21 protein-coding genes are annotated in these 22,037 nt (G+C 59.2%); 7 read left to right on the top strand and 14 right to left on the bottom strand.

Going from position 1 to position 22,037, the window contains the following annotated elements; translation table 11 throughout:
- Positions 1-202 precede the first annotated feature (202 nt).
- The 3 genes from ACQZ5Y_RS02545 (at position 203) to ACQZ5Y_RS02555 (ending at position 3,179) form a co-directional block, all read left to right on the top strand.
- A complete protein-coding gene (locus ACQZ5Y_RS02545) occupies positions 203-1,360 on the top strand; it encodes a PA0069 family radical SAM protein (RefSeq protein WP_003511704.1) in 1,158 nt (385 codons plus the stop codon).
- Between the two features lie 338 nt (positions 1,361-1,698).
- Complete coding sequence (locus tag ACQZ5Y_RS02550; protein ID WP_019564214.1) at positions 1,699-2,352, top strand: ribonuclease HII; 654 nt, start codon at positions 1,699-1,701, stop codon at positions 2,350-2,352.
- Positions 2,353-2,489: 137 nt separating this feature from the next.
- Positions 2,490-3,179 carry a permease gene (locus tag ACQZ5Y_RS02555; protein ID WP_174049360.1) on the top strand — a complete coding sequence of 230 codons (690 nt, stop codon included), beginning with the start codon at positions 2,490-2,492 and terminating at the stop codon, positions 3,177-3,179.
- A 218-nt stretch (positions 3,180-3,397) separates the two neighbouring features.
- Here the strand turns inward: ACQZ5Y_RS02555 and ACQZ5Y_RS02560 are convergent, their stop codons facing one another.
- From ACQZ5Y_RS02560 to ACQZ5Y_RS02615, 12 genes are all read right to left on the bottom strand, one after another.
- Positions 3,398-3,883 (bottom strand): F0F1 ATP synthase subunit B, encoded by a 486-nt coding sequence (locus tag ACQZ5Y_RS02560; RefSeq protein WP_003511699.1) that lies wholly within the window; start codon positions 3,881-3,883, stop codon positions 3,398-3,400.
- 1 nt (position 3,884) lies between these two features.
- The gene (locus tag ACQZ5Y_RS02565; RefSeq protein ID WP_003511698.1) at positions 3,885-4,526 is read right to left on the bottom strand and encodes a F0F1 ATP synthase subunit B; all 642 of its coding nucleotides are present in this window, start codon (positions 4,524-4,526) and stop codon (positions 3,885-3,887) included.
- A gap of 81 nt (positions 4,527-4,607) precedes the next feature.
- Positions 4,608-4,835 carry a F0F1 ATP synthase subunit C gene (locus ACQZ5Y_RS02570; protein ID WP_003494147.1) on the bottom strand — a complete coding sequence of 76 codons (228 nt, stop codon included), beginning with the start codon at positions 4,833-4,835 and terminating at the stop codon, positions 4,608-4,610.
- Positions 4,836-4,908: 73 nt separating this feature from the next.
- Positions 4,909-5,658, bottom strand: coding sequence for a F0F1 ATP synthase subunit A (locus tag ACQZ5Y_RS02575; RefSeq protein WP_003511697.1), 750 nt, complete (start codon positions 5,656-5,658; stop codon positions 4,909-4,911).
- 60 nt (positions 5,659-5,718) lie between these two features.
- Positions 5,719-6,084 carry an AtpZ/AtpI family protein gene (locus ACQZ5Y_RS02580; protein ID WP_003511695.1) on the bottom strand — a complete coding sequence of 122 codons (366 nt, stop codon included), beginning with the start codon at positions 6,082-6,084 and terminating at the stop codon, positions 5,719-5,721.
- Positions 6,085-6,354: 270 nt separating this feature from the next.
- Positions 6,355-7,506 carry a cell wall hydrolase gene (locus ACQZ5Y_RS02585; RefSeq protein ID WP_019564219.1) on the bottom strand — a complete coding sequence of 384 codons (1,152 nt, stop codon included), beginning with the start codon at positions 7,504-7,506 and terminating at the stop codon, positions 6,355-6,357.
- Between the two features lie 146 nt (positions 7,507-7,652).
- Positions 7,653-9,572, bottom strand: coding sequence for a potassium transporter Kup (locus ACQZ5Y_RS02590; RefSeq protein ID WP_013635578.1), 1,920 nt, complete (start codon positions 9,570-9,572; stop codon positions 7,653-7,655).
- 15 nt (positions 9,573-9,587) lie between these two features.
- Positions 9,588-10,565, bottom strand: coding sequence for a magnesium/cobalt transporter CorA (gene corA, locus ACQZ5Y_RS02595; RefSeq protein WP_013635577.1), 978 nt, complete (start codon positions 10,563-10,565; stop codon positions 9,588-9,590).
- Between the two features lie 337 nt (positions 10,566-10,902).
- Positions 10,903-12,054, bottom strand: coding sequence for an Mrp/NBP35 family ATP-binding protein (locus ACQZ5Y_RS02600; protein WP_019564221.1), 1,152 nt, complete (start codon positions 12,052-12,054; stop codon positions 10,903-10,905).
- Between the two features lie 127 nt (positions 12,055-12,181).
- Positions 12,182-13,405, bottom strand: coding sequence for a CmpA/NrtA family ABC transporter substrate-binding protein (locus ACQZ5Y_RS02605; protein WP_111842072.1), 1,224 nt, complete (start codon positions 13,403-13,405; stop codon positions 12,182-12,184).
- Positions 13,406-13,483: 78 nt separating this feature from the next.
- A complete protein-coding gene (locus ACQZ5Y_RS02610) occupies positions 13,484-14,224 on the bottom strand; it encodes a helix-turn-helix transcriptional regulator (RefSeq protein WP_025592618.1) in 741 nt (246 codons plus the stop codon).
- A gap of 208 nt (positions 14,225-14,432) precedes the next feature.
- Complete coding sequence (locus ACQZ5Y_RS02615) at positions 14,433-15,302, bottom strand: IclR family transcriptional regulator (protein ID WP_174049212.1); 870 nt, start codon at positions 15,300-15,302, stop codon at positions 14,433-14,435.
- A gap of 84 nt (positions 15,303-15,386) precedes the next feature.
- Here ACQZ5Y_RS02615 and ACQZ5Y_RS02620 point away from each other — a divergent pair, with 84 nt between their 5' ends.
- The 4 genes from ACQZ5Y_RS02620 (at position 15,387) to ACQZ5Y_RS02635 (ending at position 18,670) form a co-directional block, all read left to right on the top strand.
- Positions 15,387-16,157, top strand: coding sequence for an SDR family NAD(P)-dependent oxidoreductase (locus tag ACQZ5Y_RS02620; protein WP_041694310.1), 771 nt, complete (start codon positions 15,387-15,389; stop codon positions 16,155-16,157).
- Complete coding sequence (locus tag ACQZ5Y_RS02625; protein WP_013635571.1) at positions 16,157-17,071, top strand: 2-dehydro-3-deoxygalactonokinase; 915 nt, start codon at positions 16,157-16,159, stop codon at positions 17,069-17,071. The genes ACQZ5Y_RS02620 and ACQZ5Y_RS02625 overlap by 1 nt, the downstream gene beginning before the upstream one ends.
- 77 nt (positions 17,072-17,148) lie before the next feature.
- Positions 17,149-17,778, top strand: coding sequence for a 2-dehydro-3-deoxy-6-phosphogalactonate aldolase (locus ACQZ5Y_RS02630; RefSeq protein ID WP_174049211.1), 630 nt, complete (start codon positions 17,149-17,151; stop codon positions 17,776-17,778).
- Positions 17,779-17,782: 4 nt separating this feature from the next.
- On the top strand, positions 17,783-18,670 hold the full coding sequence (locus tag ACQZ5Y_RS02635) for an SMP-30/gluconolactonase/LRE family protein (RefSeq protein ID WP_174049210.1): 888 nt from the start codon (positions 17,783-17,785) through the stop codon (positions 18,668-18,670).
- A 94-nt stretch (positions 18,671-18,764) separates the two neighbouring features.
- Here ACQZ5Y_RS02635 and ACQZ5Y_RS02640 read toward each other — a convergent pair whose 3' ends face one another.
- Together ACQZ5Y_RS02640 and ACQZ5Y_RS02645 are read right to left on the bottom strand one after the other, a co-directional pair.
- Positions 18,765-20,117: a putative bifunctional diguanylate cyclase/phosphodiesterase gene (locus ACQZ5Y_RS02640; protein ID WP_003519050.1), complete on the bottom strand. Its 1,353-nt coding sequence runs from the start codon at positions 20,115-20,117 to the stop codon at positions 18,765-18,767.
- Positions 20,118-20,259: 142 nt separating this feature from the next.
- Positions 20,260-21,879 (bottom strand): response regulator, encoded by a 1,620-nt coding sequence (locus tag ACQZ5Y_RS02645; protein WP_162693175.1) that lies wholly within the window; start codon positions 21,877-21,879, stop codon positions 20,260-20,262.
- Positions 21,880-22,037: the final 158 nt, after the last annotated feature.

Raw genomic sequence — 22,037 nt, forward strand, 5'->3', positions numbered from 1 at the left:
ACCTTCAGGTGGGATTGATACAAACAGGACCCCGGTGGCGGGTTGGTCAGCTATCGATTTTGCATTTTTTGTTCTTGTAATGTTCTCGTTTCTGCGGTAGGAACTTAATCATTCGAAGAGGCAATGAAACGCCGGTTCGAGTGGAAACGGTTTAGGGCGTTGGCTTGCCTTGAGAGGCGTGCGGCACCCTGGGAGCATCCAGATGAGAGACCATACGCTTTCGGGGCAGGCTGCTTTCCAGCCGAGCCATACGCCTGACATTGCCAATGCGTTGGCCGATGCATCGGGTCTGCGCATCGAGATCGACCGTCGTCGCGGGCGTGGTGCCGGACTTAACCCGGGCGGGCGCTTCGAGGCCTTGCAGCGGGAGGTTTTCGACGATGGCTGGCAGACCCTCGAGGAGCTGCCGGAGTTCCGCACCGAAGTGCAGGTGGAAAAGCCGCGCAGCATCATCAGCCGCAACGAATCGCCTGACATCCCTTTCGACCGTTCCATCAATCCCTATCGCGGCTGCGAACATGGCTGCATCTACTGTTTCGCCCGTCCGACGCACAGCTATATGGGGCTTTCTGCGGGGCTGGATTTCGAGGCGAAGCTTTTCGCCAAGCCGGATGCGGCAAAGCTGCTCGAAAGGGAGCTGGCGAAGCCCGGCTACAAGCCGCGCGTCATTGCCATCGGCACCAATACCGACCCCTATCAGCCGATCGAGCGCGAATGGCGCATCATGCGGCAGATACTGGAAGTGCTGGCAAAGGCCGACCATCCCGTCGCCATCGTCACCAAATCGGCCCTGATCAAGCGGGATATCGATATTCTCGCGCCCATGGCCAAGAAAGGTCTCGTCAAGGTTGGTATTTCCGTGACGACGCTGGACCGCAAGCTGGCACGCAGCATGGAACCGCGCGCCGCCACGCCCGAAAAGCGGCTGGAAGCGGTCAAGGCGCTGACGGATGCCGGCATTCCCGTGGCGGTGATGATGGCACCTGTCATTCCCGCACTCAACGATCATGAGATCGAACGCATTCTCGAAGCCGGCAAGGCCGCTGGCGCAACGGAGGCCTCCTACGTGCTGCTGCGCCTGCCGCTGGAGGTCAGCCCGCTCTTCCGCGACTGGCTGCTGCGCAACTATCCGGACCGCTACCGGCATGTCATGTCGCTGGTGCGCTCCATGCGCGACGGCAAGGATTACGATGCGGAATTCGGAAAACGCATGAAGGGTGCTGGTCCCTATGCATGGCAGATCGGCAGGCGTTTCGAAATGGCGACGAAACGGCTTGGCCTCATCCGCCGCGGCATTCACCTGCGCGACGATATCTTCGTGCCGCCGGGAGGTGCCGGCGTGCAATTGTCGCTGCTTTGAAAATATGAGGCCCGCTTGGCCGATCGAATGCGCATTACGATGCGCGCAACGATACCCGGCGGTGCAGACACATAAGGAGTGGCAGCCCTTTCCTGTTGACGGGGCCATACTCTTGACGAAATGCCCGGCGGGTTTTCCCTGGCCCGTCGGACATCACCCCCGGAACCCGCCGCCTCGCGTGCGATCGTTTTTCCTCCGCCGCCCCGTTGGAGGATCAAAGGTCATGACGACCTAAGGGGCACGGTTGGCCACGCCCCTTGACCCCGGCTGGCCGCGCCCGTCATCGCCCGCTTCCGGGGGCTTGCAGGAGATCGGGTGTGTGTGCAAGTTTCTGCCGCATGAAACGCCGCACCACACCCGATTCTCCTGCCCTCTTTGATCTCGCCGATACGGGCCCCGATTTCTCCTTCGAACTTGAAGCGAGGAAGAAGGGGCTTTGGCCCGTGGCCGGCACGGATGAGGCAGGCCGGGGGCCTCTCGCGGGACCAGTGGTTGCGGCAGCTGTCATTCTCGATCCCGACAATATTCCTGGTGGTCTTGACGATTCCAAGAAACTGACCAAGCTGAAACGGGAAAGCCTGTTTCTGCAAATCATGGAAACATCGATCGTTTCCGTCGCCTCCTCCGGCCCCGGCCTTATCGACACCATGAATATCCTGCGCGCCAGCCTCGACGCGATGCGTCGCGCCGTACTCGGCCTCGAAATTTCCCCAGCCCTCGTGCTGGCAGATGGCCGCGACAAGCCGCCGGGCATCACCTGCGAGTCGAAGGCCGTCATCAAGGGCGATTCCCGCTCCCTCTCAATCGCCGCCGCTTCGATCATCGCCAAGGTGACCCGTGACCGGATGATGGAACGGGCCGGTGTAGTGCACAGCTCCTATGGTTTCGAAGGCCATGCGGGTTACGGCACACCAGCCCACCTGCGCGCCATAGAAAGCCATGGGCCCTGTCCGCTGCACCGGATGAGTTTCAGGCCGCTGAAGCAGGATTGATCGAAAACCACGATCCTGAAGCGGAGAATGCGGTCTCGCCCGGGATTTCAGCGCCCCGCCATGAGGTGACGATCTCCGTCTCCACTGGTAGAATTCTATCTCAATGCGTGGACTTGACGGGCTTTGGGAGAAGAGATTTGGATTTCATGAAACTGTTGAAGTCGCTCGAAGAACTTCTCTACGAGCTGGTTTCATGGCTCCTCTTCTATCCGCTTACAATGTGGCGATCGGTCGTCGCACCGCTCAGCATGATGCGCTACGCCGATAGCGAACTCGCGGATCGGCTTGAGGACCAGTATGACGACACACTGAGTCCGCCCCTCTTCCTCCTGATCACTCTGCTATTTTCGCAGGGGCTCTCCGCCTCCCTTCCGACCATTTACGATCCCACATTGGCCGCCCGGGAGCTTGGTTCGGGTTCGAACCTGCTCATAGCGCGTGGCGTTATATTCGGGATTTATCCGCTGTGTATGGCCGTCACGCTTCTGCGGTGGAAACGGGTGAGGATCACCCGAAACTCCCTGCGTCCGCCGTTCTTCAGCCAATGTTACGTGGCTGCGCCGTTTACATTTGTCCTGGTTCTGGGCTTCGATTTTGCATCCATGCCTCTGGAACATGGCCTTACGTTCGGGCTCGCCATTATCGCGCTCGCCACGATCTGGTATGCGCAGGCTCAGATAAGATGGTTGATGCAGGATCTCGGCTTGGGCATCGCGAAAGCAGGCCTGGCTTTCAGTGGCGCATTTCTGGTTGCCACCGCGGCAGCTTTTGTACTGGCGGTGCTGATAGCGCTCGAGGCCAACACAATCTATCCCGCGATCACTTAACAAGCCTCGACAAATTGGCAGCCACGAATTGCCGGCCAGCATCCAGTCCACAAAGCCGATGCTTTTTCTCCAAAGGTCGACAGACATCGATAGACACGCTGCAAGCCCGCACCACAGTGTGCAACCGCGAGCTTGCCAACACCGCCCGTGGTTGAGGCATAAAACAAAAAACCCCTCGCGGCGGGTGCCGGAGGGGTTTTGAATAGCCCGAGATGAACTTAGTTCAGCTTCGACTTCACTTCGCCAATGGTGTTGGCGAAAAGTTTGGCCTTTGCGGCAGCGGTGGTCTTTTCGGCAATGAGCTTCTCGGAAGCTGCAATGGCGATGTCCACGGCGGCGGCACGAACGGCGCCGATGGCGTCTTCTTCGGCCTGCTTGATCTTCTGTTCCGACAAGGCCGTGCGGCGGACGACGAATTCTTCCGTCTTCTGCTTGGCTTCGGCGGTCAGGGCGGCCGCTTCGCGTTCGGCAGCGGCAACGATGCCGGCTGCTTCAGCTTCGGCTTCCTTGCGCTTGCGCTGATATTCGGCCAGCAGGTGCTGTGCCTCTTCGCGCAGACGCTTGGCTTCGGCCAGTTCGTCCTGAATGTTCTGTGCGCGCTCGTCCAGGGACTTGGAGAGCATGCCCGGAACCTTGAGATAGGCGATCAGGACGAAGAAAAGGACAAGACCGACAAGAGCGAAAAATGATGCATCAAACGCCATATCAGGCTCCCTTCACAGTCGAAGCGGCTGCAATGGCGGCCTTGACGTCGGCATCCTTGACCTTGGCGCCAACCAGCTGGTCGACGATTGCGGTCGCGGTTTCCTCGGCAATGGCGCCGACATCCGCGAATGCCTGATCCCTGATACCCGCAATGCGCTTTTCGGCGGCGGCAAGCTTCTCGGCAAGTCCGGCTTCGATAGCGACGCGGTCGGCATCAGCTTTCGCCTTGGCGGCGTCACGTGCCGCAGAGCCTATCGAGCTTGCCTTGGCGCGGGCTGCCGCGAGTTCTTTTTCATAGGTTTCGACGGCTGCGTCGGCTTCGCTTTTCAGCCGTGCCGCTTCATCGAGATCCTGTGCAATGCGCCCATGACGGTTTTCAAGAATGCCGCCGACGCGAGGAACGATGACCTTCTGCATGAGCAGGTAGAAAAGGCCGAACGTGATCGCCAGCCACAGGACCTGCGATGCATAAGTAGACTGGTCGAACGGCGGGAAAACGCCGGAAGCACCGTGTTCGGCGCCGTGCGCTACACCGGTTTCCGTGTGCGTGGCTTCCGGTTGCGGCTGGCCGACAGCCGGAGTTTCCGTATGCGTTTCACCTACGGTCGGTGCTGACTGGGCATAAGCCTCGGTCACGAACATGCTCACCTCCAGGGGGACTGCAAATGCGAAGGATCACGGCACGCAATTTGCGCGAGCCGTGATCCAGACCTGATGCCGTTATTAGACAGCGAACAGGAGAAGGAGAGCTACGAGCAGCGAGAAGATGCCCAGAGCTTCCGTAACGGCGAAGCCGAATACCAGACGGCCGAACTGGCTGTCGGCAGCAGAGGGGTTGCGCAGTGCGCCGGAGAGGTAATCACCGAAGATACGGCCGAGTGCGAGGGACGTACCAGCCATGCCGAGGCATGCGAGACCTGCGCCGATGTACTTTGCTGCTTCCGCTTCCATGTGAGACTCCTTGAGATATTGGTTGTTGCGGCTATCTTTTGGCGCCCGTTGCCGGGGCCAGCGACTTTACTTCTCAGTGACCACCATGCACGGCGTCGTTCAGGTACATGCAAGTCAGTACCGCGAACACATAAGCCTGCAGGAAGGCAACGAGAAATTCGAGAGCGGTCATTGCGACCGTCATGATGAGAGGCAGGACTGCACCGCCGATACCGAGCGCGCCGAGCGCACCCATGGAGGCGACGAAGCCTGCGAAAACCTTGAGCGTGATGTGGCCAGCCAGCATGTTCGCGAAGAGACGAACGGAAAGGCTGATCGGACGCGACAGGAACGAAATCATTTCAATTGACGCGACAAGCGGCAAAAGCGCCTTCGGAACGCCCGAAGGTGCGAAGATGCCGAAGAAATGCAGACCGTGCTTGTAGAAACCGTAAACGACGACCGTGCCGATGACGAGGCAGGCAAGCGCAAAGGTGACGATGATCTGGCTGGTGACCGTAAAGAAATACGGGAACATGCCGAGAAGGTTCGCAGTCAGCACGAACATGAACAGCGAGAATACGAATGGGAAGAACACCATGCCCTTTTTGCCGGCGCCTTCGCGCAGCATGGAGGCGATGAATTCATAGGACATTTCAGCAACGGACTGCATGCGGGTCGGGATCAGACCGCGGCTCGACGTTGCGAAATAAAGGAAACCGGAAGCGGCGGCCACGGTCGCGACCATGAAAAGCGACGCATTGGTGAAGGAAAAATCGACGCCGCCAATTTCGATCGGAATGATCGGCTGCACCAAGAACTGATGGGTCGGATCGTTTGCCACCGGCTGCCCTCTTTACCTGTCGCCGCTCATGGCGGCATCTCAACTGCAAGAAAAAACAGCTTAAACGCCGTCTTTTCCACCCTCGTCTCGCTTGTCGGCTCTCTCAAGCAGCGGCGGCTTTGCCACCGCGCCCGTGGAGCGCAACACATTCAATACGCCTGCGCAGAAACCGAGAAGAAGAAGAACGATCATCCCCCACGGCGTCGTGCCGACAAAATAGTCCAGAAGATAACCCAGCATAGCGCCGACCACGATGGCCGAAATGAACTCCGATGAGAGCTTCACCGCCATCGCAAAGCCTTTCCGGCTTTCCGCGGCATTGGTCTCCGCCCTCACTTCCGCCTCATCCTCCGCCTTCACCTTTGCCAACTCTTCGGCAAGGCGCTTGCGACGCTCGTCCAGACTATCGTCACGGTTGCCAGTCATCTTAAAATCCCACCCATTTTCTCCGTTCCAGCCATGCCAGAACCCTTTGGAGTTGTAAACGGTGACGGATTAAGCCTGTTCCAGCCCGCTCTGAAGTCGCGCGCAACATAGTTTTAGGGGCTTCGCTAGTCAAGGCACTGGCGAAGCTTGTTTTTTGACAAATTAAATATTTAAAAACAAAGGCTTAACGCCAAATCGCAGTTTGTCGACGATGTTTCCCCCGGGAATCGGCATTTTTGACACGCAAATTGCGACAAATTGGCGGTGGTATCAGCTCCAGCCGCCACCATAGGTTCGATAAAAGACGTGCAAGCCAATCCTGCCGACCTTCTTCATGGATTTTCCCCAGGCGGGACGAACATAGACGGCATGATAGTGAGTCGCCGAGCCCACTTCCGTCAGCCAGATTTTGCCGGCGGTGGTTGCCATGGCCACTTCGCGCGCCATTTTCCAGTGACGTTCGGAATTCACCCGGTCCTTTATATTGTCGCAGGCGAAGGAGAACTGGCAGCGGTTGCGCCAGTCCTTGTTCTGATAAACCACACCGCAGATGGTTTTCGGATAAGCGGGGTTGCGCACGCGGTTAAGGATCACCTGTGCCACCGCCGCCTGTCCCTTGACCGATTCACCGCGCGCCTCGAAATAGATGCCGGATGCGAGGCATTGCTGTTCGGCTGCGGAAAACACGGCAGCGGGCAGCGGCGTTGCCGCCCATGCGTGATCGTCCGCGCCGATCAACGGCACGAAGCGGCCGGCCTCCGGCTTTTTCAGAATGGCGTCGAACGGCGATTCACGGGCGAAATCCGGTTCGGCCGGCGCGTAAGCCGTGGCGAGAATATCGGGAGTCCTGTTGGTGACGAGTTCCGCCAGCATCGGAGAGACGCTTTTGTCCGCCTTCTTTTCTTCACGGCGGAAATAGAAGGAGGCAAGTTTGACGTCGCTGCCGCGTTTCGGTTTCACGAAAGCCGTGCGGTCCTTGCGCTTCAGCGGCTCTATATCCAGCATGCTGGTGCGCTCCAGCACGGAACCGGCGGTGAAGGCCTTTGGCGGCTGCATGATTTCGGTTGCGACGATGCGACCCTTCTTGGCGGCACGGTTGACGCGCTCGCTGTCGGGTGTCGTCTCGTCACCCTTCTTGTTGGTGACGAAAGCCACCTTGCGGCCATCGGGCAGGGTCATGCCGCTGCCATGCAACGCCGCCTCCCCTTCCGCATCGTTAAAGGTGAGCGAGGCATTATGGACAGAGCCTGCCGGTGACGCGGTCAGCACCATGCGCCATTGCTCGCCGCCATTGTCCAGCCCTGCCAGCAGGGAGGCCAAATCCGCGCGTGCGGCAATGGAAGGAAAGACGAGCCAGGCAGCAAGGCCGAAGACAACGGGTGAGGTCCATGCCTGAAGGGACGCAAAGGACCGACGACGCATTACTCTTTTCGAACGCAAAACCAGCACTCCGAACACCAGGAACCATATTTGTTACAGGTGTTCGAGAATCTCTTATTAACCTTGATGCTTGGTTAACGCCGCGCGTGGGCGCGGCTTCACGTTAATGTGTAACCACCTTCTAATAATCAGACGACGACGTGAGACCCGAGTTCCACCACGCGGTTGGCCGGAAGGCGGAAGTAGTCTGAGGGATCGGCCGCCGTTTCGGCAAGCGCGATGAACAGTCGGTTCTGCCAGCCGGGCATGCCCGATTTCGGATCCGGCACCAGCTTGCGGCGACCGAGATAAAACGAGGTGGACATGATGTCGAACTTGTAACCCGTGCGCCTGAGGTAACCGAGCGCCTGGGTGACGTTCTGCGTTTCCATGAAGCCGAAATGCAGTTCGACCACGGCAAAACGATCGCTCAGCTTCGTCAGTGTGTAACGATTTTCGGGGCGGACGCGCGGCTGGTCTTCCGTGCGGATCGTCAAAATCACGTTCTTGTCGTGCAGGACGTGGTTGTGCTTGAGATTGTGCAGCAATGCAGCGGGTGCGGCATCCGGATCGCCAGTCAGGAAAATCGCGGTGCCGGGGACGCGCACCGGAGCATGGGCGCTTTCCTTTTCCACCGAAGCCACGAAAGCCTTCAGCGGCACATCGCTGCGGCGGGTTTTGGCGAAAAGGATTTTCGAGCCGCGCTGCCAGGTGGTCATGATGATGGTGAAAGCGATTGCCAGCAACACCGGCACATAGCCGCCATCATGTATCTTGAGCAGGTTTGCACCGAGGAAAATCAGTTCCAGCAGCAGAAGCGGCGCCAGCACGCCAATCGCCAGCCAGATGGACCATTGCCAGCGCTTGCGAACGAATTCGAAGAACATCATGCTGGTGACGACCATCGCGCCGGTAACGGAAATGCCGTAGGCGGTGGCCAGTGCATCCGAACTTTTGAAGGTGAGCACCAGTGCGACGACGCCGAACAGCAGGATGGTGTTGACGGCGGGAAGATAGATCTGCCCGGTATTGGTTTCCGAAGTGAAGAGGATTTCCATGCGCGGCAGATAGCCGAGATGGATCGCCTGACGCACGAGCGAGAACGCGCCTGTTATAACCGCCTGGCTGGCGATGATGGTGGCGGCGGTCGCCAGAATGACGGCCGGCAGGATCGCCCATTGCGGGAACATCAGGTAAAACGGATTGGACATCGCAGCCGGGTCCTTGAGAACCAGCGCGCCCTGACCGAGATAATTCAGCGTCAGCGCCGGGAAAACCAGACAGAACCATGCCCACTGGATGGGACGGCGGCCGAAATGGCCGAGATCGGCATAAAGCGCTTCAGCACCGGTGATCGTCAGGAAAACCGCGCCCAGTACGACGATGCCATAAAAGCCTTCATTGGCGAGAAACTCGACCGCATGCCAGGGGTTGAAGGCATAGAGAATGCCGAAATCATCGGCGATGTGAATGAGGCCGGCCACACCCATGACCAGGAACCAGACAGCGGTGATCGGTCCGAAGAATTTCGCCACCGTTCCCGTACCGTGCGATTGGATCGCGAAGAGGCCGATGAGAATGCAGACGGAGATCGGAATAATAAAGTCGTCCATGGCCGGAGTGACGAGCTTCAGACCCTCCACCGCCGAAAGCACTGATAGCGCCGGCGTGATCATGGCATCGCCCAGGAACAGGGCTGCGCCGATGAGGCCGAGCACGATGAGAACGCTGCGGTGAGTGCCCGCCGTTTTCATCAACAGCGCCAGAAGCGAGAGTGTGCCGCCCTCGCCGTCATTGTCGGCGCGCAGCAGGAGCGTGATGTATTTGAACGTTACGATGATCGTCAGAGACCAGATCATCAGGGATGTCAGGCCGATGACTTCTTCTCTCGTCACGCCATCATAGGCGATCGGCTTTAGCGCTTCGCGGAAGGCATAGAGCGGGCTGGTGCCGATATCGCCGTAGACGACGCCAATAGAACCAAGGATCGCGGCATAAAGCCCCTTGTTCTGATGCTTGTCATCCGAATCCGGCTTCTCGGTAAAGTCCTTGTCTGCGATTTGAGACATGATGATCCTGGCTCCTTAGAGCCAGCCCTTCCAACGGAAAAAGAGAAACGGGATGATTGCCGACATCAGCATGACGACGAGCGCGAGTGGATAGCCAAACGTCCAGTTCAACTCCGGCATGAGCTGAAAGTTCATTCCGTAAACCGACGCCACCAGAGTGGGCGGCAGGAAAACGACCGACGCGATCGAGAAGATCTTGATGATGCCGTTCTGCTCGATGTTGATGATGCCGAGAGAAGCGTCCAGCAGGAATGTCAGATTGCCGGAAACGAAGGAGGCATGTTCGCTCAACGACTGGATATCCCGACCGATCGATTTGCTCTGTTCCCTCGCGTCCTTGTCCTGCTGGACCTGCGCACTTGTGGACAGGAAAGTCTGCAGGCGTGCAAGGGAAGCAAGGCTGTCGCGAACCTTGGAGATCAGCCGATGATAGGCGGCAATGTTCGTCAGTCGGTCTTCCAGATAACGCGGCGCCTTGCGCTTGCTGCGCGCCTGGCTGCCGAGAAGATCGGCGGCGAGATTGTCGATGCCTGCCACCGAGTTTTCGAGAATTTCCGCCGTGCGATCGACGATGGTTTCCAGCAGTTTCAGCAACAGCGCGGTGCCGCTGCGCATCTCGTGCGGCACGCGGGTGATGGCGGCGGTGAAGAGGTGGAATGATTTCGGCTCGGCATAACGGATCGTCACAAGGCGCTTGCCGGCAAGAATAAAGGCGACATCTGTCAGGCGCGGACCGTCGGAATCTGCCTTCCAAACCAGAGAGGCGGTCATGAAGACGTTGCCATCTTCCATGTAAAGGCGGCTGGAAGGTTCGATATCCTTCAAATCCTCGCGGGTGGGCAGCTCAAGCCCCAGCAGTTTTTCAACATACTGCTCTTCCGTCCTCGTCGGATTGATAAGGTCGATCCAGACGATATCGTCGGGAATCTGTTCACGGCCGTCGTCTGGCGACAGGCTGATCGCCTCGCAGTTGGCGCGATAGGCTTTTATCAATCCGTTTCTCCGGTCCGCATCGCTGGCTTCAGCCGCAATGCTGCTTAACATATCCTGTTCAAGGTCGGCAAACCTTTGGACAACACTTCAGGGAACACCGGAACGAGCGGGATTTTCACATCCCGCCGGACTGACGGACCAAGAACCAAACGGCGCAGGGCTATGCTCCCAAAGCGAGACCCAATCAAGCAATATTTTCTCGCGACAGCATTGCAGGCGATGCATCTCTGGCGTTCAAATGCATCGGCCTTTCCCGAAGCCACCAGTTAACATATTGTTTTTAAAATATATCCAGGCAGAGCAACCGCCCGGCCTTTTTTCTTCCGCAACCGGTACGTTATTCGAAAACGATTTTCGGCGCGGCTTTTCTTTCGCCCGCACCGATGCGGGCCCAGACTTTTTCCGCAATATCGCGGTAGATGGCGGCCTGCGGACCATCCGGCTCGGCGGCAACCACCGGCGTTCCGGCATCAGACATTTCACGGATGGAAATGGTGAGCGGCACTTCGCCGAGGAACGGCACGCCAATCCGCTCAGCCTCTGCCTTGGCACCGCCATGGCCGAAAATATCATAACGCGCGCCGGTATCCGGTGCGATGAAGTAGCTCATATTCTCGACGACGCCGAGCAGCGGCACTTCCACCTTGCGGAACATGGTGATGCCCTTGCGCGCGTCGATCAGCGCCAGATCCTGCGGCGTGGAGACGATGACGGCGCCGGCGAGCGGCACCTGCTGGGCGATGGTGAGTTGCGCGTCGCCGGTGCCAGGCGGCATGTCGAGCACCAGCACATCGAGTTCACCCCAGGCGACTTCACGCAACATCTGCATCAATGCGGACTGAACCATCGGCCCGCGCCAGATCATCGCCGCTTCCTCATCCACCAGAAATCCCATGGACATGACCTTCAGTCCGTAATTTTCCATGGGGATGATGATGCGGTCTTCCTGCTGCTGCGGGCGTCCTGAAATCTTCAGCAGTCGTGGCAGCGAGGGGCCGTAAATGTCGGCGTCGAGCATGCCAACCTTGAGGCCCAGCGCCTGTAGGCCCAGCGCCAGGTTGACGGCGGTCGTGGACTTGCCGACGCCGCCCTTGCCCGAGGCAACCGCGATGATCGCGCCGACGCCGGGAACGCCGACCTTCGACGAGCCGGGCTGCGCGGGCGGGCGGCCGGTTGCAGCCGCAGGGCGCGCAGGTGCCGGTGCCGGGCGCGCTGGTGCGGGTTGTTGTGTGCCGGGTTTGCGATCCGCCGTCAGCGCGACGACAGCACCGGCGATACCCGGAACGCCCTTGGCGGCCTGTTCAGCCGAAAGCCTCAACGGCTCCATGTCGGCTGCCCTGTCGGCCGGGACGGTAATAGAGAAATAGGCTTTCGCGTCGGCGATGAAGATTTCCGAGACCATGCCAAGCGCCACAATGCTTTTGCCGCTGCCCGGATAGATGACTGCCTCCAAAGCCGTTTCGACCTGGTGCTTGCTGACCTCTGCCATATGTTTACTCCGCTACATCATCCCGCCGGATATGGGCTGCATTCCGCGCCATCCATAGACAAACGCGGCCCGTTCGCCAATGCCAAACCGCAAACAGCGGATCATCGCGACGGTTTATTCGCAGACTTCAGATTTCGTCGTCCATATCAAGCGTTTCCGGATCGAAAACCCGACCATCGAAAAAACAGTCGGGGCCGAGGACAAGACCCGAGCGTGACGCCCCGACATGGACCGGCTCCCGCAACGTGCCTTCCAGCTTCAGGTTCGCGCCCGGCACCGGCACGAAAAGCGGCTTCATCGCCTTGCGGAAGATATCCGGCCGATAGGCATTGCGCGCGGCCTCCACCACGGCTGCATCGAACCGGCGATCGGGGGGCACCTCGCCCCAGCGCAACATCTGGCTGAAGAACCACAGCGCCTGGCTTTGCCAGGGGAAATTGGCGGCCTTGGCGCTTGTTACGAAAAACTCCTGAAAACGCTGCATGTCCCTTTGCGAAGTGGAAATATAGCCCGTCAGCGCCGGAAGCAGGAATTCGCCGTTCTCGTCAATATAATGGGGGGCGGCAAGAATGCCGGTAAGTTCCTCGATATTGGCGGAGTTGGCGCACCATTCGCCGGCGCGATAGAGCGAACGCAGCAAGCCTTCCAGCACAGTGGCGTTCTCTTCCGCCCAGGGCCGCTTCACGGCCAGTATCTTTTCAGGCGCATTGTGCCAGATCAGCGCTCCCGTGGTGACGATCCGCCCGCCGCCACCCAGCACCACAGCGCTGCCCGCCGGTTCGGCGGTACAGAGCGCATCGACCTTGCCGCTTTCCAAAAGTGCCGGCATAGCCTTCGGCAGGGCTTCGACGATTTCCATGTCGCGGCCGAGCAGCACACCGCAGCTTCCGAGCAGATAACGCAACGCATAAAACGGCGTGGACACGATATCCTCGATCGCAAAGACCGGCGGTTTTTCACCCGCCGCCCGGCGCGCGGAACAGACACGGGCCATCGCCCGCCCGAACGCGGCCGGGTCCGGCAGCTTCATGCCCTCCCGGTAAAGCTCGTCGAAAAATCCGTGCGAAACGGTCGTTGCCGATCCGCCAAGGGAAAGAGTGAAGACGCCGACAATATCGGCCGGCAGGTCATCGAGGCCAACCGCGGAACCGACGGGAACCGCGGCAGGCAAATGGGCGATCTGAACCTCGTCCTCGCCAAGTGCTGCAAGCACAGCGCGCGCGGATTGTTTTCGGATGAGTTCCAGTTCTACGCCATCGTCGGCAGCAAAGCCTTTTTCGGCAGCGGCTATCAGTACGGCGCAATCGACAGTCGGAGAAAACCCCGCTTTTATCCTATGCCGTTCCGGCAAACGATTTCTCCTTCCCGGTGATTCGAAAGAAGGATCGCCCAGGAACCCATTTATCACAATGATAAATTTGCGGTTTCGCTATTTAATCAGACCGACACGGAGCGCCTTTGCGACGGCTTGGGTGCGGTTGACAGTATCGAGTTTTTTCGTCGCACGGTTCAGGTAGTGATTGATGGTATGTTCCGAGAGCATCATGATTTCAGCGATCTCGGCGCTGGTCTTGCCGGCGGCCGTCCAGTTCAGACAATCTATCTCGCGCTCGTTCAATGTCTCGGGAACCCGCAGATCAAGGCGGCGGATTTCAGATAGCCGGGCAAAGATGTGGCTGGAAATGTAAAAAAGTTCCGCTAGCTGGCTGGTGGGCAAAGTCGTTTTGTTACCGGAAAAGGACACCGCTCCCCGCATCGTGGTGATGTCGTGAACGGGAAACCACACCGAATTGATCATATCGAACCGCTCAAAAAGTCCGATGACCGGTTTCTTCGGCGCGTTTTCGTCGCCGCTAACCAGAAAATCCAGGGAGACGGAAAAGGGTGTGGTCGATTTCTTCAACTGCGCCATAACCCGGCTTCTCTGCAGCATGCCCTCTTCATCATAACGCTGCAAAAGCTCGGCCGGCCAGCTGGTGATGATGGTGCATTGCGACAATTCGCTCGCCATTTCGGCCGACAGGTCAAGCACCATGAAGGCCTTGAATCCCCAGGCTTCCGTCAGCCGTTTCAAAAACCGGAATATATCAAATTGCGTGTTGAGACCGGCGATCTCGCGAACGCAATCAACACCAATCGACTGAACGGCGGCCGTCTCTGTTTTCTGCATGAAGCGGTTCTTCAAAAAAGAGAAAATACCGCCGCAAAGGCCTGCCTTCGTGCGGAAATTGCGCGGATGTTACTCGCCAAAATGATTCATGCAAACAAAAGTTGAAACTTAATTCCGAATAATCGAAAATAAGATTTCACTTACACGCATCGGCGCGCGATCTGCCGTTTTTGAAGCGGAAACCAACAGCTTCACGCATCCATTTTTCTCAACCATTCGCAACCGGAGATAATCTGCAGGCAAGTTCCGCCGAAATTTGATCGGCCGTTTCGCGCACCAGAGGACCCCATTTCCGCAGTTGCTCCACATCCACGCGATAGGCTGGGCCGGTGACGGAAATCGCCGCGAGAAAATTGCGCCCCGGCGCCCTTACCGGCGCGGCAACGCAGTGAATGCCGATCTCATGCTCCTGAAGGTCGAAACCGTAGCCATTGCAGCGAATGGCGGCCACATCCTGCGCCAGCATTTGCGGGGTTACGATCGTATTTTGCGTGAAGCGGTGGAAGTCCAGCTCTGCGGCAAGTGCAGCGAGATCATCAGGGGAGAGCATTGACAGCGCGGCCTTGCCCACCCCTGTGCAGTAGGCGGGGGATGTCTTGCCCACCTGCGAATGCATGCGCAAAGTATGCTTGCCCTCCATCTTGTCCAGATAGGTGACTTGCCCGCCGTTCAGAACGGCAAGATGCACGGATTCCTGCGTCGCCTCCTGCAATGCCGCCAGATGCGGCGCGGCAACGCTGCGCAGATCATTGCCGCTCCAGGCCTTGGCAGCCAATTGCAGCAGCCTCAGACCCACGACATAGGTCTGGTCGGCGACATGATCGACCAGACCTTCGGCCACGAGATGGGCGAGCTGGCGGTGCACCGTGCCGCGCGGCTGGCCGCAAGCCTCGACAACGTCGGTGAAGCGCATCGGTTTTTCGGCAAGGGCGATAAGCTCCAGAAGCGAGACGGCCTTACCGAGCGTGCCGGTTACGCTTTCCTTTTTTCGATCCAAGGCAGGAACCACTTCATGCTCGCTGTCATTTGGGTTTTTGTGATCGGGCATGGCAACATCCACCGTCATCTGTCTTGACATAAGCCTGCGGCCAAGAGAATAATTCCACTTAGTAAAATCTAGTTCCAAATAATGGAACAATCAAGCCCCTCACTGGACGAGACGATGTCGATGATGCAAGCCCATTTCCCTGACCTCAAGGACGCGGGCGTGCTCGTCACCGGCGGCGGCTCCGGCATCGGGGCATCGCTGGTGGAGGCCTTTGCGGCGCAGGGCGCAAGGGTCGCGTTCATCGACATCGCCGAAGAGCCGAGTGTGGCGCTCGTTGCGCGGCTTGCTCATGCCGCACGCCATCCGGTCCATTTCTTCAAGACCGACCTGCGCGATATTGCGGCGACCCGGCAGAGCGTGGAGGCGGCAGCAGCTGCAACCGGCGGCATCAAGGTGCTCGTCAACAATGCCGCATGGGACGACCGCCACGAGATCGATACCGTCACAGAAGCCTATTGGGATGCCAATCAGGCCGTCAATCTCAAGCAGATGTTCTTCACGGTTCAGGCCGCCTTGCCACATCTGCGGCAGGCGCAGGACGCAGCCATCATCAATTTCTCCTCGATTTCGTTTTTGCTGAACATGGGCGAGCTTCCTTCTTATGCGGCAGCCAAGGCCGGCATCATCGGCCTGACGAAAAGCCTGGCCGGACGGTTGGGGCCGGAAAATATCCGCGTCAACACGCTGCTGCCGGGCATGATCGTGACGGAACGGCAGAAAGAATTGTGGCTGACGGACGACGACGTCACCTCGACCACGGCACGGCAATGTCTCAAGCGCACGCTTGTCGCCGCCGATCTGGTGGGTCCGTGCCTGTTTCTCGCATCATCGGCATCGAGCGCGATCACCGCGCAATCCATAATCGTAGACGGAGGCCTGTTATAATGTCTGAACCCGCTTTTATCGCCGTCGACTGGGGCACGACCAGTTTCCGGCTCTGGCTGCTCAGCCGGTCCGGCGCGGTGCTGGCTGAGCGCAGAAGTGCTGAAGGCATGACCACGGCCATGCGGACCGGCTTTACGGAGGTGCTGCAATCGCATCTCGATGCCATCGGTGCACCGGAAAAACTGCCGGTTCTTATCTGCGGCATGGCGGGTGCGCGGCAGGGCTGGGTGGAGGCCGGTTATATCGACGTGCCTGCATCGCTTTCAGCGGTTCTCGATGGTGCGGTGCGCGTGCCGGGTCAGGAGCGGGATGTCCGCATTTTGCCGGGGTTGGCGCAGCGGGACAAAAACGCACCTGATGTGATGCGTGGCGAAGAAACGCAATTGCTCGGTGCGCTCAGCTCTGCCGGTGGCGGAAGGAAGCTGGTATGCATGCCCGGCACCCATTCCAAATGGGTAACGGTGGATGGCAGCGACGTGACGGGCTTTGCCACCTTCATGACCGGTGAGCTGTTCGAGGTCATCTCGAAACAGACCATCCTTTCCCATGCGGTGGCGGAAGCCGAAGCCTTTACCGGCGAGCACGAGGTATTCAGGGCGGCCGTGCGCGATATCTACGCCAATCCGCAGCTCGCCACCAACCGTCTGTTCACCCTGCGCTCCGGACAATTGCTGCACGGCCTCACCGCGACAGACGCCAAGGCCAAGCTTTCCGGCATCATGATCGGACTGGAAATCGCCGGTGCGCATTCCTCCGTACGGCGGGACACGCCGGTGGTGCTGATCGGCTCCGGCGCGCTCGGCGCGCTTTACGAGGGTGCATTCGCAGCCCTTGAGATTCAATATACTGTCATCGACGCAGACGAGGCCGTTCGGCGCGGGTTGTTAGCCGCCGCAAATGCCATCTGGTCATAGATTATTCAGTGGAGCGGAATTCCAGGCGAAAACCGCTCACGCTTTTCGCCATCCCGCTCAAGGACGAAAGACCCAACATGCGTATCCCCTTCCCCGCCATGAAATATCCGCTGATCGCCATCCTGCGCGGCCTTAAACCCGAGGAAACCGAAGGCGTCGTCGGCGCGCTGATCGAGACCGGCTTCCGCGCCATCGAAATCCCGCTCAATTCGCCCGATCCGTTCCGCTCGATCGAGATCGCCGCAAAGATGGCGCCCGCCGATTGCCTGATCGGCGCCGGCACCGTGCTCAGCACGAAAGACGTGGATGCGCTGGACGCCGCCGGTGGCAAGCTGATGGTCAGCCCCAACGCCGATGCCGACGTCATCACCGCCGCGCGCGTCAAGGGCATGGTGACGATGCCGGGCGTTCTGACTCCGACCGAGGCTTTGGTTGCCGCAAAAGCCGGAGCAACCGGGCTGAAGTTCTTTCCCGCCAGCATCATCGGCCCGTCCGGCATCAATGCGATCCGGACGATCCTGCCGAAGGATCTGGTCATTGCCGCCGTTGGTGGCGTCTCGGACAAGAATTTCGCCGACTATACCAACGCCGGCATCCTCGCTTTCGGGCTTGGCACCAGTCTCTACAAGCCCGGCATGAAGGCTGCGGAAGTGCGCGAGCGCGCCATCGTCACGCTTTCGGCCTATGATGCAGCAATTGGAGGATAAAAGCATGGCGACCGTTTTTCCCTTTGCCGGACGTGTTCTTGACGAAACGCCGATGACGCTTGGCGAAGGCCCGACTTTCGACCCGGCGACCGGCACGGCCTGGTGGTTCAATATCATCGGGCGCGAACTGCATGAATTGCATCTCGCCTCCGGCCGCAAAACGGTGCACGCCCTGCCCTTCATGGGCAGCGCACTGGCGAAAATCAGCGACCACAAGCAATTGATCGCCTCAGATGACGGCCTTTTCCTTCGCGATACGGCAACCGGCGTGTTGACGCTGCATGCGGAGCTTGAAAAGGACATGCCCGACAACCGCTCCAATGACGGGCGTATGCATCCCTCGGGCGCGCTGTGGATCGGCACCATGGGCCGTAAGGCGCAAATCGGCGCGGGCAGCATCTACCACGTTGCCAGGGGAACCGTGACCAAGCTGTTTGCCGATGTCAGCATTCCAAATTCGATCTGCTTTTCGCCCGATGGCGCGACCGGATATTACGTCGACACCAAGGTCAACGAGCTGATGAAGGTGCCGCTCGATGCCGAGACGGGACTTCCCACCGGCAAGGCAGAGGTGTTCATTGACACCGCCGGCATCGACGGTGGCGTAGACGGATCGGTCTGCGATGCGGAAGGGCATATCTGGAACGCCCGATGGGGGATGGGTGCGGTCGATCGTTACGATGCCGACGGCAACCACATCGAACGCTATCTGGTGCCAGCGGGACAGACCACCTGCCCGGCCTTCATCGGCCCCGATGCGTCGCGCCTTCTCATCACATCCGCCCGCGAAAATCTTGACGACGACGCCATTGCCGCCAATCCGCAGCATGGAAAGACATTCGAGCTCGGGATTAAGGTGAAGGGCAGGTTCGAGCCGCTCTACCGGTTGTGAAGCGCGGCGCGTGCCGCCTTCTCATTCCTGTGCTCGTCACAGGGATGAGGTTGGGGAGGTCCTTACAGCCTTATGTGCAAGGCCACTCCATTTCTCAGGGAATATCCGACAGGATCTCGCGATAGTTCTCGTGAAGGTAACGCTGCGTGGCGGCGGCATCGGCGGGGCGGCCGTAAAAATAGCCCTGCCCCATAGCGCAGCCGAGCGCGCGCAGTTTTTCCTCTTCCGCCTGCTCCTCGATACCCTCCGCGACGACCTCGAGATCAAGCCCTTCGCACATGGCGACGATGGCCTTGATGATATGTTCCGAAGGACGGTCGCTGCTGATGCGGGAGACAAAGGCGCGGTCGATCTTGACCTTGTCGAAGGTGAAGTCGCGCAGGCGGCCAAGGCTCGACTGGCCGGTGCCGAAATCGTCAAGAGAGATACGAACACCCGCACCCTGCAATTCGCTGATGATGCGCTGCGCGGTATCGGCGGATGTCATGACAGCGGTTTCGGTGATTTCAAGCTCCAGCCGGTGCGGATCAAGGCCGACACGCGACAGGATGGACAGAATATTATCCGCTGTGCCGGGATCCATCAATTGCGCGGACGACAGGTTGAAGGACAGGAAAAGCTCTCGCGGCCAGAACAGCGCCGCTTCCGCCGCCTTCCTCAGCAGCGCTTCCGACAGCGCGTCGATGAAACCGCGTTCTTCGGCCAGCGGCACGAAAACGGCGGGCGACACGAAACCGAGATCGGGGTCGTTCCAGCGGGCGAGTGCCTCGAAACCGATGACCTTCGCTTCTTCCAGCCTGACGATGGGCTGGAAATGCACGTCGATCGCATCGGTGATGATGGCGTTACGCAACGCCTGTTCCAGCTGGGTGGCGCGCTTCATTTCCTGCGCAATCTCGCGCGAATAGACCGTTATCTGGCCACGGCCACGGCGCTTGGAGCGGTAAAGCGCGGTCTCGGCGCTTTTCAGCAAATCCTCGAAATCATCGCCGGCGAAGGGATAGATGGCAAAACCGAAGGATGAGGAAAGCCGGACGTTGCGGTCGCCGAGATCGTAAGGCGCAGAAAGCACGTCCTTGATCATGTTGCCGATGCGCTCTGCGCCGGTGCGTTCGAATACCAGCGGCAGCACGAAGGCGAACTCGTCGCCATCATGGCGCGTCACGGCGGCGCCATCGGGAATGCAAGCCTTCAGCCGATGCGCGACCTGGCACAAAATCTCGTCGCCCGCCTGCACGCCGAAAAGATCGTTGATGGGTTTGAAGCCGTCAATATTCGCAATGCCGACGGTGAAGGGCGCGGGATCGCTGGAACGCTCGCTGGCGAGCATGCGGATTTTGTCCCGCAAACGGTAACGATTGCCAAGCCCCGTCAGCGGATCGCTGTAAGCCATCGCCTGCAGCTCGTTCTGGCTGACGTGCAACGCCTGCGGCTCTGCCCGTTTCATTCCTGCATCTCGTGAATCCCGTGTCGACCGCGATCACAATGCAGGGCAAGTATTAAAAAAGCCATAGAACCGCGCACCGAAAATGCGGCGGCGTCTCCGCAATGCCAGCGGCTCGAACACAAAAAGCTGAAATGGAGGAGCTTCAGGCTTGCAGCCGCAGGGCATCCTTGCCGAAAAGGCGCAGGAAAACGGCATCGACCATATCGGGACTGACGGGTTTCAGCAGCATGTCTTCCATGCCCGCCGCCAGGCATTTGTCGAGATCGCCCTCGAAAGCGTGGGTGATGACGCCGACGATGGGAATGCGCTCGTCGCCGGCCAGTGCACGCATACGGCGGGCGACCTCAAAACCGTCGATATCGCCAAGCGTGGTGTCGAGCAGGACGACGGACGGCGCCTGTTCTTCAAAAAGACGCAACGCCTCCTCACCCGACGTGGCAAGCCGCCAGGACAGCCCCAATCCCTCAAGGATTTGTGAGAAGACGATCTGGTTGACCCTGTTGTCCTCAACGAGAAGTATCTCGCAGACGCCGCCGGTCTTGAGGATTTTGGGCAGGTCTTCGGTCATGATCTCCCAGTCCTCGTCGGAGGACTTTTCCTTCGGAGAAGATTTGAGGCCGACGGCGAGATAATGCAGCAGCGAAGCGTCGATCTCCTCTTCCTCGATGGTGACGACCGGCAGGTCATGCGCGGCCGCGATATCGAGGCATGTGACGCTCATCTGGGCGTCGACGACGACGACATCGATGCCGACGCCTGCGGAAGCGGCGATATCGATGAAACTACGCTGTTCTTCCTCGCTCCTCACCACGGCATGATCCATGCCGCTCGCGGCAAGCCGGTGGCAGGCGGCTTCGGCAAAGCGCCCGTTTCCGGAAACCACCAGCACCGCCTTGCTTTTCAGCAGACCGCCTGCGGCATCGCGATCTTCATCCTTGCCATAGGTTGAGGCGACGAAATCGACATGTTCGAGCGAGGGGATGACGGGCATGCCGTTCGCGTCGATGGTGGCGAGCGCGGTCACGTCCTCCATCGTCGTGACCAGAAAATGCCGGCCAGGCCGACCCACCCGCTGCTTGCGGGTAATCGTCAGCACCTCTTCACCATTCGCGCGCCTCACCCTTTCGGGAAGGATGCTCGGCGTGCCGCTGTCCAGCACCATGCGATCGGCAGCGTCGATCCGGCCTGCGACCTGGCGCGAATGCAGGTCGAAAACCGTGCGGCCGAGAATGCTCTCTGCACTGGTCTCGACCATGGTGCAGGCGGCTTTATTTACAGCGGCATAGGCGAGGTTCCGGTCCTTGACGAGGACCGGAAACGGCAGATTGTCGAGAATGTCTTCGATCAGCTGAACGCGTTCGAGGTCGATGCGCCACTGTTCTTCTCTTTTCTTCTGTTCGGAAATATCGGCAACGACGCTGATGCCCAGCCCGGAAGGCAGGCGGTTCATTACGAAGCGCAGGAAGCGCTCCCCCTTCAACCGCTCGGTTTTTTCAGACCTTTCCTTCCAGTGCAGCGCCAGCCGCTCGCCAATCCATTCCTCGCGTCCCAGCTGCCGGGCATTGGCGGACAGGCTTTCCGCTTCCAGAAGATAACAATCGTAAAGCGCGCTCAGATAGTCGCGCAGCCGCGCGCCCGGCCCGATAACGGCCTCTTGCAGTGGAAAAAAACTCAAAAGCTTCCGGCTTGCGAAAACGATGTGATCGTTCCGGTCGTAAACGACGATCGCCGCGCCAAGCGCGTCGCAAAGGGCATCAAGCATCACCGTATGAACGCCCGCGCCGGAGGACGCCAAATCACTCAACTGCAAACTCCCACCTGTTTTCAGGGTCAGGCTTATGTTTCTATTGGAATCGTCCGAGGCAAATGCCGGGATGAAACGGTAAATTCCGCAAAAGAGACATCAGGGTTCGCTACTTG

Source organism: Agrobacterium sp. A3-95, from assembly GCF_053521785.1.